General features: G+C 56.2%; 19 protein-coding genes and 1 pseudogene. 5 read left to right on the top strand and 15 right to left on the bottom strand.

Annotated features, from left to right (window positions below):
- Positions 1 to 187: pseudogene (locus V7665_RS11260) on the top strand (DNA polymerase III subunit delta); the annotation flags it as partial.
- Between the two features lie 15 nt (positions 188 to 202).
- Here V7665_RS11260 and V7665_RS11265 read toward each other — a convergent pair.
- Positions 203 to 748: a DUF4402 domain-containing protein gene (locus V7665_RS11265; RefSeq protein ID WP_335664636.1), complete on the bottom strand. Its 546-nt coding sequence runs from the start codon at positions 746 to 748 to the stop codon at positions 203 to 205.
- 115 nt (positions 749 to 863) lie between these two features.
- On the opposite strand from V7665_RS11265, the gene msrB reads away from it, so the two are divergent.
- The gene (gene msrB, locus V7665_RS11270) at positions 864 to 1262 is read left to right on the top strand and encodes a peptide-methionine (R)-S-oxide reductase MsrB (RefSeq protein ID WP_335664637.1); all 399 of its coding nucleotides are present in this window, start codon (positions 864 to 866) and stop codon (positions 1260 to 1262) included.
- Positions 1263 to 1348: 86 nt separating this feature from the next.
- The gene (locus V7665_RS11275) at positions 1349 to 3463 is read left to right on the top strand and encodes a transglycosylase domain-containing protein (RefSeq protein WP_335664638.1); all 2115 of its coding nucleotides are present in this window, start codon (positions 1349 to 1351) and stop codon (positions 3461 to 3463) included.
- A 9-nt stretch (positions 3464 to 3472) separates the two neighbouring features.
- Here V7665_RS11275 and V7665_RS11280 read toward each other — a convergent pair whose 3' ends face one another.
- The 3 genes from V7665_RS11280 to V7665_RS11290 are packed head-to-tail and all read right to left on the bottom strand — an operon-like array spanning position 3473 to position 5266.
- Positions 3473 to 4219, bottom strand: coding sequence for a M48 family metallopeptidase (locus V7665_RS11280; protein WP_335664639.1), 747 nt, complete (start codon positions 4217 to 4219; stop codon positions 3473 to 3475).
- Positions 4206 to 4652, bottom strand: a complete 447-nt coding sequence (locus V7665_RS11285) for a YcgN family cysteine cluster protein (RefSeq protein WP_335664640.1) — start codon at positions 4650 to 4652, stop codon at positions 4206 to 4208. Before V7665_RS11285 ends, V7665_RS11280 begins: the two co-directional genes overlap by 14 nt.
- Complete coding sequence (locus V7665_RS11290) at positions 4640 to 5266, bottom strand: SCO family protein (protein WP_442955217.1); 627 nt, start codon at positions 5264 to 5266, stop codon at positions 4640 to 4642. Before V7665_RS11290 ends, V7665_RS11285 begins: the two co-directional genes overlap by 13 nt.
- A 95-nt stretch (positions 5267 to 5361) precedes the next feature.
- Here V7665_RS11290 and V7665_RS11295 point away from each other — a divergent pair, with 95 nt between their 5' ends.
- Positions 5362 to 6015, top strand: a complete 654-nt coding sequence (locus tag V7665_RS11295; RefSeq protein ID WP_335664642.1) for an ankyrin repeat domain-containing protein — start codon at positions 5362 to 5364, stop codon at positions 6013 to 6015.
- A 10-nt stretch (positions 6016 to 6025) separates the two neighbouring features.
- On the opposite strand, the gene V7665_RS11300 is transcribed toward V7665_RS11295, so the two are convergent.
- From V7665_RS11300 to V7665_RS11350, 11 genes are all read right to left on the bottom strand, one after another.
- On the bottom strand, positions 6026 to 6541 hold the full coding sequence (locus V7665_RS11300; RefSeq protein ID WP_442955218.1) for an MmcB family DNA repair protein: 516 nt from the start codon (positions 6539 to 6541) through the stop codon (positions 6026 to 6028).
- Positions 6542 to 6621: 80 nt separating this feature from the next.
- Complete coding sequence (locus tag V7665_RS11305) at positions 6622 to 7329, bottom strand: cell wall hydrolase (protein WP_335664644.1); 708 nt, start codon at positions 7327 to 7329, stop codon at positions 6622 to 6624.
- Between the two features lie 203 nt (positions 7330 to 7532).
- Positions 7533 to 7871, bottom strand: coding sequence for a DUF1491 family protein (locus V7665_RS11310; protein ID WP_335664645.1), 339 nt, complete (start codon positions 7869 to 7871; stop codon positions 7533 to 7535).
- Entirely contained in the window at positions 7864 to 8343 is a 480-nt protein-coding gene (locus V7665_RS11315; protein ID WP_335664646.1) for a PaaI family thioesterase, read from the bottom strand. The genes V7665_RS11310 and V7665_RS11315 overlap by 8 nt, the downstream gene beginning before the upstream one ends.
- 8 nt (positions 8344 to 8351) lie before the next feature.
- Entirely contained in the window at positions 8352 to 8819 is a 468-nt protein-coding gene (locus V7665_RS11320) for a PTS sugar transporter subunit IIA (RefSeq protein WP_335664647.1), read from the bottom strand.
- Between the two features lie 128 nt (positions 8820 to 8947).
- On the bottom strand, positions 8948 to 9520 hold the full coding sequence (gene hpf / locus V7665_RS11325; RefSeq protein ID WP_335664654.1) for a ribosome hibernation-promoting factor, HPF/YfiA family: 573 nt from the start codon (positions 9518 to 9520) through the stop codon (positions 8948 to 8950).
- Between the two features lie 47 nt (positions 9521 to 9567).
- Positions 9568 to 10266 (bottom strand): DNA polymerase III subunit epsilon, encoded by a 699-nt coding sequence (gene dnaQ / locus V7665_RS11330; RefSeq protein WP_335664648.1) that lies wholly within the window; start codon positions 10264 to 10266, stop codon positions 9568 to 9570.
- Between the two features lie 27 nt (positions 10267 to 10293).
- Positions 10294 to 10899 carry a dephospho-CoA kinase gene (gene coaE, locus V7665_RS11335; protein ID WP_335664649.1) on the bottom strand — a complete coding sequence of 202 codons (606 nt, stop codon included), beginning with the start codon at positions 10897 to 10899 and terminating at the stop codon, positions 10294 to 10296.
- Entirely contained in the window at positions 10899 to 11717 is an 819-nt protein-coding gene (gene aroE, locus V7665_RS11340) for a shikimate dehydrogenase (RefSeq protein ID WP_335664650.1), read from the bottom strand. The genes coaE and aroE overlap by 1 nt, the downstream gene beginning before the upstream one ends.
- A complete protein-coding gene (locus V7665_RS11345) occupies positions 11714 to 12319 on the bottom strand; it encodes a Maf family protein (RefSeq protein ID WP_335664651.1) in 606 nt (201 codons plus the stop codon). Before V7665_RS11345 ends, aroE begins: the two co-directional genes overlap by 4 nt.
- On the bottom strand, positions 12312 to 13157 hold the full coding sequence (locus V7665_RS11350) for a pyruvate, water dikinase regulatory protein (protein WP_335664652.1): 846 nt from the start codon (positions 13155 to 13157) through the stop codon (positions 12312 to 12314). The genes V7665_RS11345 and V7665_RS11350 overlap by 8 nt, the downstream gene beginning before the upstream one ends.
- Positions 13158 to 13458: 301 nt before the next feature.
- Here V7665_RS11350 and hemE point away from each other — a divergent pair.
- Positions 13459 to 14331: uroporphyrinogen decarboxylase (hemE, locus tag V7665_RS11355; protein WP_335664653.1), on the top strand; the 873-nt coding region annotated here is incomplete at its 3' end.

The raw sequence follows: 14331 nt of genomic DNA on the forward strand, positions 1-14331 counted from the left end.
CGTCTTTTTCAAGGAACAGAAACAGTTCAAGCGGCAGCTGCGAATCTGGTCATCGGCCCATATCGCGCGGCTGATCGAGCGAATCTTGCAGCTGGAGATCGCGATGAAAAGCAGCGGTCAGCCGGACCAGGTGCTGCTGGAGGAAGAATTGCTGCTGATTGCCCGGAAGGCGGCCAGCGGTCGCTAGAGTCCGGGCCCTGACTCACTCATAGTCGGCGGTGATCGCAATCCGGCCGCGAAACCGTCCGCTGGCATCACCCCGAACCCGCAACTGGCCGCCAAAAGCAAAGGTCAGTCGTCCGCTCTGATCCAGTCTGGCCAGTTCCGGCAGATTGGTTTCCAGCCCTTCCAGCTCCGCCGTCGAACCATTGGGTGCGCTCAGCTGAATCCGCTCCGGCAGGAATATCCGCACGCTCCGGCCCGGTTCGCCGGTCAAACGCCCTTCGCCGTGCAGCGCCATCCCGCCCAGATTGGCGATGCTGCCGCGAATCTGCCGGCTGCCGGACATCGGATCGATGCTGACTATTCCGCCGCTGCTGCTGAGCAAGGCCAACCGCGAGAAATCCAGATCGGCGGTAATTTCAATCTGCAACGGAATTTCCGGCTTTCCGGACGCCGCTTTGGAAAGACTGTGCGGTTCAGAGCTGGCGGCACACAGGCGGCATTGAGCATAAGATTTCCCGGGCAGAAATGCCAGAGACACGGTCATGATTGCCCCGATCAGCATGGATTTTATGACCATCTTCATAATCGTCCGTGATAGTCAAATATACCTAATATCGCGTTAAGCATTGCATCTATCGGCAACGATTCTCTTCGCCAGATGGCTTGACCGCCCGCGATCGAACGCCCATTTGACAGAAATGGAAAAAACAATCTTGAGCGACGAGCAATGGCGGCAACAGCTGTCGGCGGAACAATATCATGTGCTGCGCGAGGCGGGCACCGAGCGGCCTTTTACCGGAGCGTTGAACACCGAATATCGCGACGGTGAATTTTTCTGTGCCGGTTGCGGCAGCAAATTGTTTGAATCGCAAAGCAAATTTGACAGCGGTTGCGGCTGGCCAAGCTTCTCCGCGCCCGCCGACCCGGAAGCGGTCACCGAGATCGAAGACAATAGCCTCGGCATGCGCCGGGTCGAGATACGCTGTTCCACCTGCGACGGCCATCTTGGCCATGTTTTTCCCGACGGACCGGTCGAAACCGGTCTCCGCTATTGCATGAACAGCGCCGCGATGGCCTTTGAACCCAAGCCGGAATGATTTTTTCTGTGCTTCCCCGTTCAGCGTGCAGTAAGGCGCCAGAACGCTAGAAAATCTAGAATATAGCGGATAATGGACGGATCAATATGGCACGGGGCAAAAAGCACAGCAAACAGCAGGGACCAGTGCGCAAATGGCTGTGGCGGCTGGTCAAGACCGGCCTGGTGGTCGGGTTTCTCGCCGCGATTGCGCTGGTGGTTGCCATCCTGGTCGTCCGTTCCTCTCTCCCCGGCTTCGAGGATCTGAAATCTTCTCCCAATGGCCAGATGATCCGGGTGCTGGATGTGAACGGCAAGGAGCTGTTTTCCATGGGGCCGAGCTATGGCGAGTGGCTGCAATATGCCGATATTCCGGAGGTCATGAAATCTGCAATGGTCGCCGTCGAGGACCGGCGTTACGAGAGTCATCTGGGGGTTGACCCGATCGGTATCGCGCGCTCGCTCCAGGTAAGGGTGCAGCGCGGCAACTGGGCCCAGGGCGGATCGACCATCACCCAGCAGCTGGCCCGGAATGTATTTCTGAATAACGATCGGACCTTCGGCAGGAAGGGGCGGGAGATATTGCTCGCGCTGGCAATGGAACGGAAATTTTCCAAGGAACAGATTCTCGAACTCTATCTGAACAAGGTTTATTATGGCGGTGGCGCCTATGGCATTGATGCCGCGTCTCGTCGGTTTTTTGCGCATGGTGCCAGAGAGCTCAACCTGGCCGAGGCAGCGATCATCGCCGGTCTGGTCAAGGCACCATCCCGCTATTCTCCCACGGCCGATGCCAAAGCGGCGATCGGACGGGCTGGCGTGGTCCTCGAGGTGATGCAGGATGCTGGCGCGATTACCGCAGTAGAAGCGGCGGAGGCCTCACCATCATCGGTCAAGCTGGCACCCGAACCACGACAGAATAGTGTGCGCTATTTTACCGACTGGGCGCTGCCGCAACTGGATACACTGATCGATGAGAGCGTGGAACCGCTTGAAGTCTGGACAACGTTGGATCTGGACATGCAACGCGTGGCTACGGCGGCTATCCAGTCGCGGGTTCCGGCTGGTGCACAAGGCGCGCTGGTGGCGATTGACCGCGATGGTGCGGTCCGCGCGATGGTCGGCGGAACGGATTATGTGACGTCCAACTATAACCGCGCAACCCAGGCGGTCCGTCAACCCGGGTCGGCCTGGAAAGTCTTTGTCTATATGGCAGCGCTGGAAGCCGGCTATACGCCCGATGACACAGTGACCGACGAGCCAATCACGATTGGCAACTGGACGCCGCACAACAGCGGGGATCGCTATGCCGGGGACATTGATGTTCGCACGGCCTTTGCCTTTTCCAAAAACACCGTCGCGGCGGCAATCGGCAATGATATCGGGACATCCTCGATCGCCAATATGGCGCGCCGTTTTGGCATTACGACACCGATCGATACCAACCCCTCGATGGTGCTGGGTACCTCCGATGTGCGGCTGCTCGACATGACTCGCGCCTTTGCATCGATCAGCGCCAAAGGCATTGCGATCACCCCGTTCGGGATCACCAAGGTGCAGACGATGAAGGGGGATGTTCTTTATCAGAGCAAATTTGACGGCAGCCGTGTGCTCGTCGACCCCTGGGTCGCTGCCGGCATCACCGATCTGATGCAGACAGCCGTAGCCACCGGCACCGGGCGGGCAGCACAAATTGGTCGGCCGGTTGCGGGCAAGACCGGGACCACGAGCAGCAACAAGGATGGCTGGTTTCTCGGCTTTTCCAGCGGGCTGACCACGGGTGTCTGGATGGGCCGTGATGATGCGAAGCCGGTTGGCGGATTGCAGGGAGGCCGGGCTCCGGCCGCTGCCTTCGCGCAGTTCATGAAGGCGGCGGTGGCCAATCGCAAGGTGGAGAAATTCGATACCGAGCTGGTCTTGCCGGAATGGCAACTGGAACCCGATGCAGGCGAATTGTTCGGAGCGCCGGAAGACGGTATTTACGTGGACGAAAACGGTATGCCGATCGAAACGGGCCGCGGGGTCGAATATGATCTCGAAGGCGGCGAAGCCGCCGATAGCCCGCGTCTGGATCAGGATTGGATCGATTCAGTGCTGGGTCGCGGTGAAGATCCTGGTCCCCGCAAACCGGAACCAGTACCGGCCAAGAAACCTAAACCGCAGCCTCCGCAGAAACCGCCAGAATCCTTGCTTCCCGAAGCGGCTCGCATAGAACCACAATAGCAAGCCGGTTCAGTCCACCAGTTGGGATTGCCGTTCCGCGCCCACCATATGCAGGCCACGGCCATGATCCTTGAGCCAGCGATCCGCCACATGGCGATCCGATTCATATATCTGGTCGAGCAATGCATAGAAGCGCCGACTATGGTCCATATGCGTGAGATGGGCCACTTCATGCGCCACCACCGACCGGCGGACATGGGGTGGTGCCATGACCAGCCGCCAACTCAACCGGATCGACTGGCGACCGGAACAGCTGCCCCAGCGTCGCCGCGCATCGCCGACTGCCAGTCGCGGCAAATCCGTTCCGGCTCGCGTGCAGTAAAATTGCAGATCTTCGGCAAAAATCGTGCGGGCCTGGGCCTTGAGCCAGCGAAGCATGCGGGACTCGACATGTTCAGCGGGTCCGCCCAGCCGGATTTCGTCTTCCACCAGCAGCGGCGCACGCGCAAATTCCGGCGACCATCTTATGATGCACGGCTCCCCCAAAAAGGCGATCTGGCTGCCATCCTCTACGGTAACCGGCGGCACGGCTTCGGCAAAGCGGGCGTTGAGCCAGTCAGATTTTGACTGGGCAAAGCGCAGCGCCTGATGTTCCGAGGCGTAAGTGGGCACCGTCAGGCGGACGACGCCTTTAACGGTATCCGCCGAAACAATGATCGACCGAGCCTGTTTGGATCGCCTTAAATGGAGCGGATAGCTGACCCCGTTGAGGCTGATAGCGAGCGCTTCAGAACGCGCTGAGCTAAAGAGGCGCATCGAGAATATGCTGTTCAAGCGGTCCGGCTTTGCTTTCCGGTATGACCTTGCCCCGGATCGACTTGCCAGCCGCATGGATCGATTCACGGTCACCGGAGACCAGATAATGCCATGCCGGCAACGGCAGGCCCCGAGCACGCATTTTATAGGCGCAGCTGTCGGGCAGCCATTCAAATTCTTCCAGCTTGTTACGGGTCAGCCGGACGCAATCGGGTACGTGGAATTTGCGGTGGCGATAATCGCTGCACTGCGCGCTTTGCAGATCGAGCAATTTGCAGGCGATATTGGTCATGTAGATCTGACCGTCATCCTCGTCTTCGGCTTTCAGCAAACAGCATTTACCGCAGCCATCGCACAAGGCTTCCCACTGGCCGCGATCCAACGATTCGAGCGGTCCTTCCCAGAACGGCTGATCGGCGCCTAGCGCACCCATCGGGTAATTTCGTCCGCGACTTGCTGCGGCGTGCCATCGAAGGACAGCAGTGCCAGAGGCTCTCCCTCCGGTCCGAACAAATAGGCCTGTCGGCTATGATCCACCAGATATTCGCTGGATCCTTCGTCTTTCCGGATATCATAGATGATCAGATATTTTTTCGCGACGGCGGCGATTTCCTCGGCGCTTCCGGTCAGTCCAATAAGGCGCGGGTGGAAGGCGGACACATATTGTTTCAACACGGCCGGTGTATCGCGCTCTGGATCGACCGATATGAAGATCGGCTGGATTTTCTTGATCAGCGCCGGGTTGGCTTTTTCCGCCTGCTTCAATCCCAGCATGATATTGGCAAGATCGACCGGGCAAACGTCAGGGCAATAGGTATAGCCGAAATAGATGATCCGATATTGGCCCTTGAACTGCTGTTCCGAGGTTTTGCCGCCATCCTGGTTGGTCAGCGTAAAGGTACCGCCTATATTCGCCCCGGCAAGCGGCGGCTCCGCCGCCGCGCCTCCGTCAGACGCAGCGTTACAGGCAGCCATGAGTGTCAGTAACCCTGTGGCGAGGATCATTTTTGCGACATTTGTGATATTGTTCATTACGGGGCCAGACATGGTCTGCTAGTTGATCAATTTCAACAGATAATTGATAGGCAGCAATTGCAGTGGGTCGGTGCCAATAGACACCGGTCAATAAAACGGGGCTAAAAATGTTCAAGAAAAATCCTTCAGTCACACGCTCGACCGGCCAGTTCCTCATTTTCCTGCGGCTTGCATGGCTTGCTGCCGTGGCGATTTCTTTCTCAGCTCCTGCCGCTGCCCAATTTTCGGACAGTTATAATTTTCTGAAAGCGGTGAAGGACCGTGATGGCGAAGAAGCAACAAAGTTCCTCAGCGAGCCCGGAACCGTAATCGTCAATACGCGCGACTATACCTCTGGCCAGACTGCCTTGCATATTGTGGTCGAGCGGCGCGACAACACCTGGCTGGGTTTTCTGCTGCAAAAAGGTGCCAACCCCAATCTCTCGGACAAGGAGGGTGTTACGCCGCTCATGCTCGCGACCCAGCTGCGGTTTGTCGATGGCGTCAGAACCCTTTTGGCGAAACAGGCGAAGGTGGATGATACGAATAAACAAGGCGAAACCGCACTCATTCTAGCAGTCCATATCCGTGATTCAGAGCTGGTGCGGGTGCTTCTTGCAAACGGCGCCGACGCGGACCGGGCCGACACGCTCGCAGGCAAGTCAGCGCGCGATTATGCAAAGGAAGATCGCCGAGCTGCTCCGATATTGGCAGAGATTGAAAAAGCGGACTCCGACAAAAAACCGAAACCCGAAGGGCGGTTCTTTGGACCGGAAGGATAGTCGTCGATTATTAGCCGCCGGGCTCGTGAAGGCCGGAGGCGGGACTGATCCAGCCATCGGAGATCGCGACGCGCTGCATCGCACGGCGGGCTAGCCGCATGGTCTCTGTCTTGCGCCGCGCCGGCGCAAGCGCATTGGTCGCAGCCGAGCGCACCATTTCTGCATCATAGGCATCGGCAATGATCAGCCCGGTGCGTTCGGGCAGGAAATCGGGTCCCTCGACCGGCGAAGCATCAAATCCGATCGGCAGGGCCCAGTAGAAGCGGTCACAATAATCCAGATATTCGGTCCATTTGGCGTCGCCCAGCAAATCGCTCCGCGCCACCTTGATCTCGACAATGACAATTTGCCCCTTGGCATCAATCCCCATCAGATCCGCCCGGCGCCGGTTCCGCAAACTGACCTCGGGCAACACCATGATATCATGGCGCAGAAACATCCGGGCCACGCCGCGAGCAACCGCCTGTGCGCCTGTCAGCTCAGCGGGATTCGTCAACAAGCCAAGCGAATCATTGATTATCGTCATCGGACATGGCTAGAACATAAAATGAACAAAATAAAGGCCCCCATCAGGGAGCCTCTATAAATTCAATATTGTCTGGCGGTCTATTGATAGAAAATATGGTTGTCGATCGTTGCCAGACGCTTGAGGCGCCAGCCCGGAGAAACATAGCGCGCATGAAAGAATAGTGCGCCTTCGACCGAGCTTTCCCAGCCATCGTTAATCGCTATTTTGGCAATCGCCACGGCATTGCGCCAATGCCGGTTGCCGGTTTTTATCGGAGGCATTTTGCCGCGGCGAACAAAGGAAAACTGGCTGCGCTGGAATACTACGCCGCAGACGCTGTCCGGAAAGCGGGAGGAATGGACACGCGCCAGAACGACGCGGGCCACAGCCAGCTGACCCTGAAGCGATTCACCCTTGGATTCAAAATAGACGGTCCCGGCAAGACACTGCATTTCAGCATCGAGCGAACCATCTACCGATTGTTGGCGCACCAGCTGCCGCAACGACAATGCGCCATCGTCGATGAAACCGGAATTTTCGTCAAAATTCTGATCGGCCTCGCCATTGGCAATCTTGTCTGATTGCACAACATCCTGGGGAATTTCAGCGACAACTTCCTGTTGTTCGCCAAAAATAATGGCTTGACTGGATTGGTCATCTTCCAGCAGGGCTGGATCGATGAAAATCTCGGTTTCAGGTGTCTCATCGCTTGCTTCCAACGCCAAGGACACATCGGTGACGGACAATGCCGCGACCGTAGTAAGAGCAAGCGACAAGGCGCTTGTTACACGAAAAATTTTGCTCATAAACCTATAACATTATGCGGTGAGACCAGAGCAAATCCTGACATTATCGTCAAAACCGCCAAAAATAGACCAAAAAATCAAACCGAAGGTCTATTCCTGTTCTCCCCGTCTGCGTGTTTACTGCCTGTCATTTCTGACACCTCAGCAGCAACCTGCGCATCAAAGTTGAGCGCCAATTATGGTTTTGCGGAATAAAGTCAAGTTTACTGACCCATTTGGGCGATGAGCCGTTCCGCATCCGGGATGTCCAGTTCAATTAACCACATATCGGGGTCAAAACGGAATCTTTGCGCGACATATTCTGACAATTCTTTATTTTTATCAGTATCTTGTGGCCATATTTGCTGCCAATTGGGCTCGCCATCCAGCGACGGCATATTCTCCAGGAGCCTAGGGTTTTCGCCCTTTTCGAGACATTGGATAAGGATCGCACCGGATATCCGATCGCCCTTTTTCAGAACCGCACCGAAGCCACCATTCTGGCTCACCAGTCGGAGAAGGGTCTGGACCTTCATTTCCGCGGAAAGCCGCGGTTCAATCATCTTTTTTATAGCCGGGCAAGGACGCCAGCGGGATATGCGAACGCATGAAAGTGCCGGTACCGCGCGCTATTTCGTCGCCATCGCTATCAATCAACCGCGAATCCGCGACAAAGACCCGGCGTTTACCACTAACCCACCGGCCTTCAGCAGTGACCGGACCGGACTTGAGCGGCTTGGTAAAGAGCAGATTGAAGGCGGTCGTCAGGATGAAACGATCGGAAACCAGACTATTGGCGGCGTAAAAGGCAGCATCGTCGAGCATCTTGAAATAGGCCGTGCCGTGCACCGCCCCGGCCGCATGATAATATCGGTCATCGACAGTAAAAAATATCCGCGCCATGCCGGCTTCCCCGATCTCGAGACGGGAATTGAACAGCCGGTTTATCGGAGCTTCCGCATAGAGTCGTTCTAGCGCCCGGAAATGCTCCTGCGCGCCGCCGCTCTGCGCATCATCTGGCGGTTCATCTATCATGGCCGAGATCAGGCGGCCTGCTGCTCGCGCTGCTTGTTCAGCAGCGCATAGAGCGCATCCTGGCCGGATGCACCCCGCAGCTTCGACACCATATGGTCATCCCGCAAGAAGCGGGAAACAGCGGCCAGGGCTTTCAAATGCTCGACGCCGCCTTTTTCCGGCGAGAGCAGGGCGAAGATCAGATCAACCGGTTTGCCATCATGGGCATCAAACGAAGCTGGTTCGGCAAGACGCAGAAAGATACCGACACAATGGTCGAGGCTGGCCAATTTCGTATGCGGTATCGCAATCGCCCGCCCGAAACCGGTTGATCCGAGGGCTTCACGGGCCGTCAAACCCGCCAGAATAGCATCGGCGTCAAGCCGATAGCATTCGTGCCCGATGCGCGCGATGGTCCGTAAAATATCGTCCTTGTCGCCGACGTCCGCACAATCCCGAACGGCAGCGAGTTCCAGTCTTACGGACAAATCAGTCATGAATCTTTCCTTTTGTCCCAGCAACACTCAGCCAATTCCGAAACTATGCCAGAATCTGGACGTCGGTTTGCATTGGGCCAGCCGGCATAACCACCGGTTATCCGGCTGTTTAAAGCGATTCGGCCCTATCAGCTATGTGGCTCTACCCAACCAATCGTGCCATCGGAGCGGCGATAAACCATATTATGGGCGCCAGTGCCAGAGTTTTTGAACAAAAGCGCGCTGGTATTGCGCAGATCCATCATCATCACGGCGTTGGACACGCTGGCTTCGGGAATATCGGTGCTGGTTTCTGCAATGATCGGAGGAGATTCGCCATTGAGGTCGCTTTCTTCTTCCTCTTCGAACGATTCAAACACGCGATAGGCCGCTTCTTCCTGTTTTGCCGCATATTGCGCCTGAACATGATGATCATTCAGCCGCCGCATGTAGCGGCGCAGCTGTTTTTCAATCTTGTCGGCGGCCTGCTCGAAAGCCTGATGAGCATCGCCCGCTACCGCGTCGGCTTTCAGCATCAGGCCCTGCATGACATGAGTCACGATATCGCATTTGAAATGGGAGTGTGGCGCTTTGCTCAAGGTGACATTGGCGGATATGGCCTTGGCAAAATATTTGCTGGCGATCGCCTTCATCCGATCCTCAGCATGGGTTTGCAACGCATCGCCTGTATCAACCTGATGTCCCGAAACACGAACTTCCATAATCATTCTCCTTTTGATTCTGTACCGATACGCAAACGGCGGTACAGTTAGACCTCTGTCCAGAGAGGGTTTTCAATACCCTCGATAAAAATCTTGTGCCTCGCCAGTTCATCGGCATCCGCATGATGTTCCCGCGGCGCCATGAATTGTTTGCGCGCTGCCCGCTCTAATGTCGGTCGCATGCCAGCAATAGAATCGCGCCGCTTCGTGTCGTCTGCCAAGCCTAGACCGATCTGGCGCCCACCCGTCAACTCGATATAGAGCTGGGTTAGCAATTCCGCATCGAGCAACGCACCATGTTTCACCCGATGGCTGCGATCGATACCATAGCGCGAGCATAGAGCATCAAGCGACAATTTTGCGCCAGGATGTTTGGATTTGGCAATTGCCAATGTGTCGATCATGCGGAATTGGGAAATCGGCTTGTAGCCGCATAACAGCAGCTCGGCATTGAGAAATTTGAAATCAAACTGGGCATTGTGGGCGACCAGATTCGCGTCTCCCAAAAAAGTCAGCAGCTCTTCCGCACCGGTCTTGAAAAGCTTTTTGTCGGATAAGAATACGTCGGAGAGCCCATGCACATTCTCGGCGGCCTTTGGCATCAACCGTTCGGGATTATAATAGCAGTGAAACGTCTGGCCGGTTTCGATCCGGTCGATCATTTCAATACAGCCGATCTCTACCATCCGGTCACCATTTTGGGGATCAAAGCCGGTGGTTTCGGTGTCGAAAATTATTTCCCGCATAAGGATGATATCGGACTGAACATTGGGTTACGCAAGAGATGCTTTCAGTTTTTGAACAAGTTTCTGCACCTGCTGACGCGTTTCCAGCAATGGCAGCGATGTATCGATCACCGAATCGGCCTTGTGCCGCTTTTCCACGTCCGGCATTTGCAGCGCCTTTATCTGTTCGAACCGCTCCTCGCTCATGCCGGGACGGGCGAGAACCCGGGCCCGTTGGTTGTCCGCACCGGCGGATACCACAATGATATGATCGACACTCTCGGCACCGCCTGTTTCAAAAAGCAGCGGAATATCGAACAGGATCAACGGCTGGTCTCGATGTTTTTCGAGAAAGGCCTGACGCATTTCTGCCACCGCCGGATGAATCAGCTTTTCGAGCCGTTGCAAGGCAGCCGGATCGCCGAGCACCGCGGTCCCCAGCTTCTGCCGGTCGACCCCGTCGCTGGTCGTACTCCCCGGAAACATCGCTTCAATCGCATCCACCAGAGCGCCGCCCGGTCCCTGCAATAGATGGACCGCAGCATCGGCATCGAACAACGGAACGCCTTCGTCGACAAACATTTGTCCGACCGTGGATTTTCCCATGCCGATGGAACCTGTCAGACCGACGATATAGGGCCGCTCCCGCTCCATCAGGCGACCAGTAATTTTCTGAGTTCGGCATCATCTTCCATCGGCGGGGTCGCGCCAAAGAACAGCTCGAACGCCAGCGCCGCCTGCCCGATCAACATGTCGAGACCATCAACCACCGCCAGATCGCGTTGTTTGGCAGCCCGCAAAAGACCGGTCTCCAGCGGCGCATAGACCAGATCATAAACCAGTGCATCGGCCGGCAAGGGATCGAGATCCACCGCGAGCGGCGGCTTGCCCGTCATCCCGAGCGGGCTCGCGTTGATCAGCAGATCGGCCTTGGGCAATTGCGCATCCATCGGCAGGACGCTGCCCTTGGCCGACGCTTGCATGAGCAAGCCGGTTGCCTTCAATCCGCTGCGCGCGACGATGGTTATTTCGCCAATGCCAGCCTGTTTCAAAGCGAATAATACGGCCCGTGCCGCACCCCCTGCCCCGATCACCACGGCATGTTTGCCCGACCAGTCGATGTCGGCAATCGGCGCCAGAAAACCGGCGGCATCGGTATTCGTACCAATCAGGCTGCCATCGGCTTGCCGGACGATCGTGTTCATGGCTCCGATCTTCTCGCGCACGCCGCCGGGATCGGCGACCAGATCGAGCATGGCTATTTTATGCGGTATTGTAACATTGCAGCCGCGCCAGGCCGGATCCGCCTGACGCCGTTCGACATAGTCGGGCAATTCGGCAGGCGTGACATGGCAGGCGCGATAATCCGCCTTGATCGCCAGTCGATCGAGCCAGAATTTGTGAATCAGCGGAGATTTGCTGTGGGCAATCGGATCACCGATAACTTCGGCATAAGGAATATCTGTGGTCATGATGGTAAAATACCCCGGATGCGAAGATAGTCCAGCAAATGCAAAAGCGGCAGGCCCATGATCGTGAACTGACTGCCCGTTATGGCAGAGAATAGCTGAACGCCCCTGCCCTCAATTTCGTAGCAGCCGACGCAATGACGGATATTGTCCCATTCCGCTTCGACATATTGTTCGATGAAGGAGTCGCTCAGCACCCGCACCGAAAGCGTTGCAATATCGATATGCCGCCACACCGGAATCCCCTGTTCGGCAATGACGGCTGCACTGAACAGCTTGTGCTTCCGGCCCGAGAGCAATTTCAGCTGCGCCATTGCCTCGGCCGGGTCGGATGGCTTGTCGAGCATCGTGCCATCTTCGAGCGCCAGCATCTGGTCGGCACCCAATATCATTCCGGGCCCGGTCCGCGCCGACAACCGAACCGCCTTGGCCTCGGCCAGCGCATCGGCGAGATTGCGAGCGGTGACGCCCTCGCTCTTCAACCCATCTTTCAGGGATTCTTCGTCGACATTGGGCGCGATAGCCTCGACCACAACACCGGCGGCGGTCAGCATCGCGAGCCGCGCCTTGCTTTTTGAAGCCAGTATCAGGCGTGCTTCACGCATCGCCGCTATCCTGCTGAACATCGGTTATGCCGACATGTCGTTCGTTATAGAGATTGATGATTGCCGCTGCCGATTCCTCGATGGAACGCCGCGTCACATCAATCATCGGCCAGCCATTATCGGCGAACATCCGGCGGGCATATTGAGTTTCTTCCTTGACCTTGTCTTCATTGACATAATCGGTTTCCGGCGCCTGATTCAGCGACAATAACCGGTTGCGCCGGACTTGCACCAACCGCGAGGCGCCGGTGATCAGGCCTACCACCAGCGGGTTTTTCAGATGATAGAGCGAATCGGGAGGCGGCGATTCCGGCACGATCGGAATATTGGCGGTCTTATAACCGCGATTGGCCAGATAAATGGATGTTGGTGTTTTGGAGGTTCGCGACACGCCGGCGAGAACAATGTCTGCCTCTTCCCAATTTCCCCATCCGATCCCGTCATCATGGGCAATGGTGAATTGTATCGCTTCAACCCGGGCGAAATAGGCTGCATCCAATATATGCTGGCGGCCTGGTCTGGCCTTGGCTTCCTGCCCCAGCATGTTGGACAAGGCATCGGTTACCGTATCAAGAGCCGGAACCGACGGCAGACCCAGATGCCGGCATTCGCGTTCCAGTTTCGCCCTGATATCACGGTTGACGATGGTGAATATGACCAGGCCGGGATTATCCGCCACTTCGGTCAGGATTCGGTTGAGATGCTTCTCCGAGCGGACCATAGGCCAGAAATGCTTGATAATCTCGACGCCATCAAACTGGGCAAGCGCCGCTTTTGCGATGTTTTCCAGGGTTTCGCCGGTTGAGTCCGAGAGCAGATGAAGGTGAAGCCGGTTCATGCGCTAAGCTTTGTGATTTCACAGGGGATAAAGCAAGGGATGAAAATGTGGATAAGTGGTCCGGCAATAGTCTTCCCCGATTCCGACAATTCCATCCACAGCCAACCAACATTGATGGTTTCTATCCACAGCCTGTGGATAGCGGGCAGTAAATTATGGAATCGGTTAAAATTCCCTTAACCTCCATCTGTCAATCTGTTTGTATTTGCGGCGCTGGCAGGTTACCGCCTTTTCCACGCTCTATCATCAACAACAATTTATAATATATATATAAGATAATATAAGGGATCACTGTCTTTCTATGCCGAACGGAAATGAATCACAGAAAATTTTGCTGCAGACATTGCTCGGCAAGAAGACCGACCAAACGCCGGTCTGGCTGATGCGTCAGGCAGGTCGCTATTTGCCGGAATATCGGGAATTACGCGCAAAAAAAGGCGGGTTTCTGGAACTTTGCTATGATTCCGAGGCAGCGGCGGAAGTCACTTTGCAACCGATCAAGCGCTTTGGCTTTGATGGTGCGATCCTGTTTTCCGACATTTTGATCGTCCCGCATGCAATGGGCCAGAAGCTCTGGTTTGAGGCGGGTGAAGGACCGCGACTGGCACCAAGGTTGCTGGACGCGTCTTTGGCCTCTCTGGAGGCTGCTCCTGAGCATTTTGAAGCCATATATGCAACGGTTCGTAGCGTCGCCGCTCAGCTCGACGAGAAAACGACCTTCATGGGCTTTGCCGGAAGTCCGTGGACGATCGCGACCTATATGGTCAACGGTCAGGGCAGTAAGGACCAGGCGGCGACGCGTCGTTTTGCCTATCGCGATGAGGCGGCTTTTGGCGAACTGATCAATGCAATCGTCGAGAATACGGTCACTTATCTGCTCGGCCAGATTGAGGCGGGCGTTGATGCTGTGCAGCTGTTCGACAGCTGGGCCGGTTCCCTGTCTCCCGTGCAATTTGAGAAATGGGTGATTGCGCCCAATGCAGAAATCATCGCGCGGTTGAAGGCGGTTCATCCCGATCTGCCGATCATCGGCTTTCCTAAGGGTGCCGGTGCCAAATTGATCGCTTATGCCAACGAAACCGGCGCCACTGCCATTGGTCTGGATGAAACCGTCGATCCGGTCTGGGCCCATGAAAATCTGCCAGCAGATCTTCCGCTCCAGGGCAATCTCGAT

It is taken from the genome of Parasphingorhabdus sp., from assembly GCF_036964675.1.
GTDB lineage: Bacteria > Pseudomonadota > Alphaproteobacteria > Sphingomonadales > Sphingomonadaceae > Parasphingorhabdus.

Excerpts from the sequence above, each read along its gene's own strand:
- V7665_RS11265 (WP_335664636.1), bottom strand. The coding sequence starts at position 748 with ATGAAGATGGTCATAAAATCCATGCTGATCGGGGCAATCATGACCGTG.
- V7665_RS11295 (WP_335664642.1), top strand. The coding sequence starts at position 5,362 with ATGTTCAAGAAAAATCCTTCAGTCACACGCTCGACCGGCCAGTTCCTC.
- msrB (WP_335664637.1), top strand. The coding sequence starts at position 864 with ATGGAAAAAACAATCTTGAGCGACGAGCAATGGCGGCAACAGCTGTCG.
- hpf (WP_335664654.1), bottom strand. The coding sequence starts at position 9,520 with ATGGAAGTTCGTGTTTCGGGACATCAGGTTGATACAGGCGATGCGTTG.
- V7665_RS11305 (WP_335664644.1), bottom strand. The coding sequence starts at position 7,329 with ATGAGCAAAATTTTTCGTGTAACAAGCGCCTTGTCGCTTGCTCTTACT.
- V7665_RS11310 (WP_335664645.1), bottom strand. The coding sequence starts at position 7,871 with ATGATTGAACCGCGGCTTTCCGCGGAAATGAAGGTCCAGACCCTTCTC.
- coaE (WP_335664649.1), bottom strand. The coding sequence starts at position 10,899 with ATGGAGCGGGAGCGGCCCTATATCGTCGGTCTGACAGGTTCCATCGGC.
- dnaQ (WP_335664648.1), bottom strand. The coding sequence starts at position 10,266 with ATGCGGGAAATAATTTTCGACACCGAAACCACCGGCTTTGATCCCCAA.
- V7665_RS11290 (WP_442955217.1), bottom strand. The coding sequence starts at position 5,266 with ATGTCTGGCCCCGTAATGAACAATATCACAAATGTCGCAAAAATGATC.
- V7665_RS11320 (WP_335664647.1), bottom strand. The coding sequence starts at position 8,819 with ATGACTGATTTGTCCGTAAGACTGGAACTCGCTGCCGTTCGGGATTGT.
- aroE (WP_335664650.1), bottom strand. The coding sequence starts at position 11,717 with ATGACCACAGATATTCCTTATGCCGAAGTTATCGGTGATCCGATTGCC.
- V7665_RS11280 (WP_335664639.1), bottom strand. The coding sequence starts at position 4,219 with ATGCGCCTCTTTAGCTCAGCGCGTTCTGAAGCGCTCGCTATCAGCCTC.
- V7665_RS11315 (WP_335664646.1), bottom strand. The coding sequence starts at position 8,343 with ATGATAGATGAACCGCCAGATGATGCGCAGAGCGGCGGCGCGCAGGAG.
- V7665_RS11350 (WP_335664652.1), bottom strand. The coding sequence starts at position 13,157 with ATGAACCGGCTTCACCTTCATCTGCTCTCGGACTCAACCGGCGAAACC.
- V7665_RS11275 (WP_335664638.1), top strand. The coding sequence starts at position 1,349 with ATGGCACGGGGCAAAAAGCACAGCAAACAGCAGGGACCAGTGCGCAAA.
- V7665_RS11345 (WP_335664651.1), bottom strand. The coding sequence starts at position 12,319 with ATGCGTGAAGCACGCCTGATACTGGCTTCAAAAAGCAAGGCGCGGCTC.
- V7665_RS11285 (WP_335664640.1), bottom strand. The coding sequence starts at position 4,652 with ATGGGTGCGCTAGGCGCCGATCAGCCGTTCTGGGAAGGACCGCTCGAA.
- V7665_RS11300 (WP_442955218.1), bottom strand. The coding sequence starts at position 6,541 with ATGACGATAATCAATGATTCGCTTGGCTTGTTGACGAATCCCGCTGAG.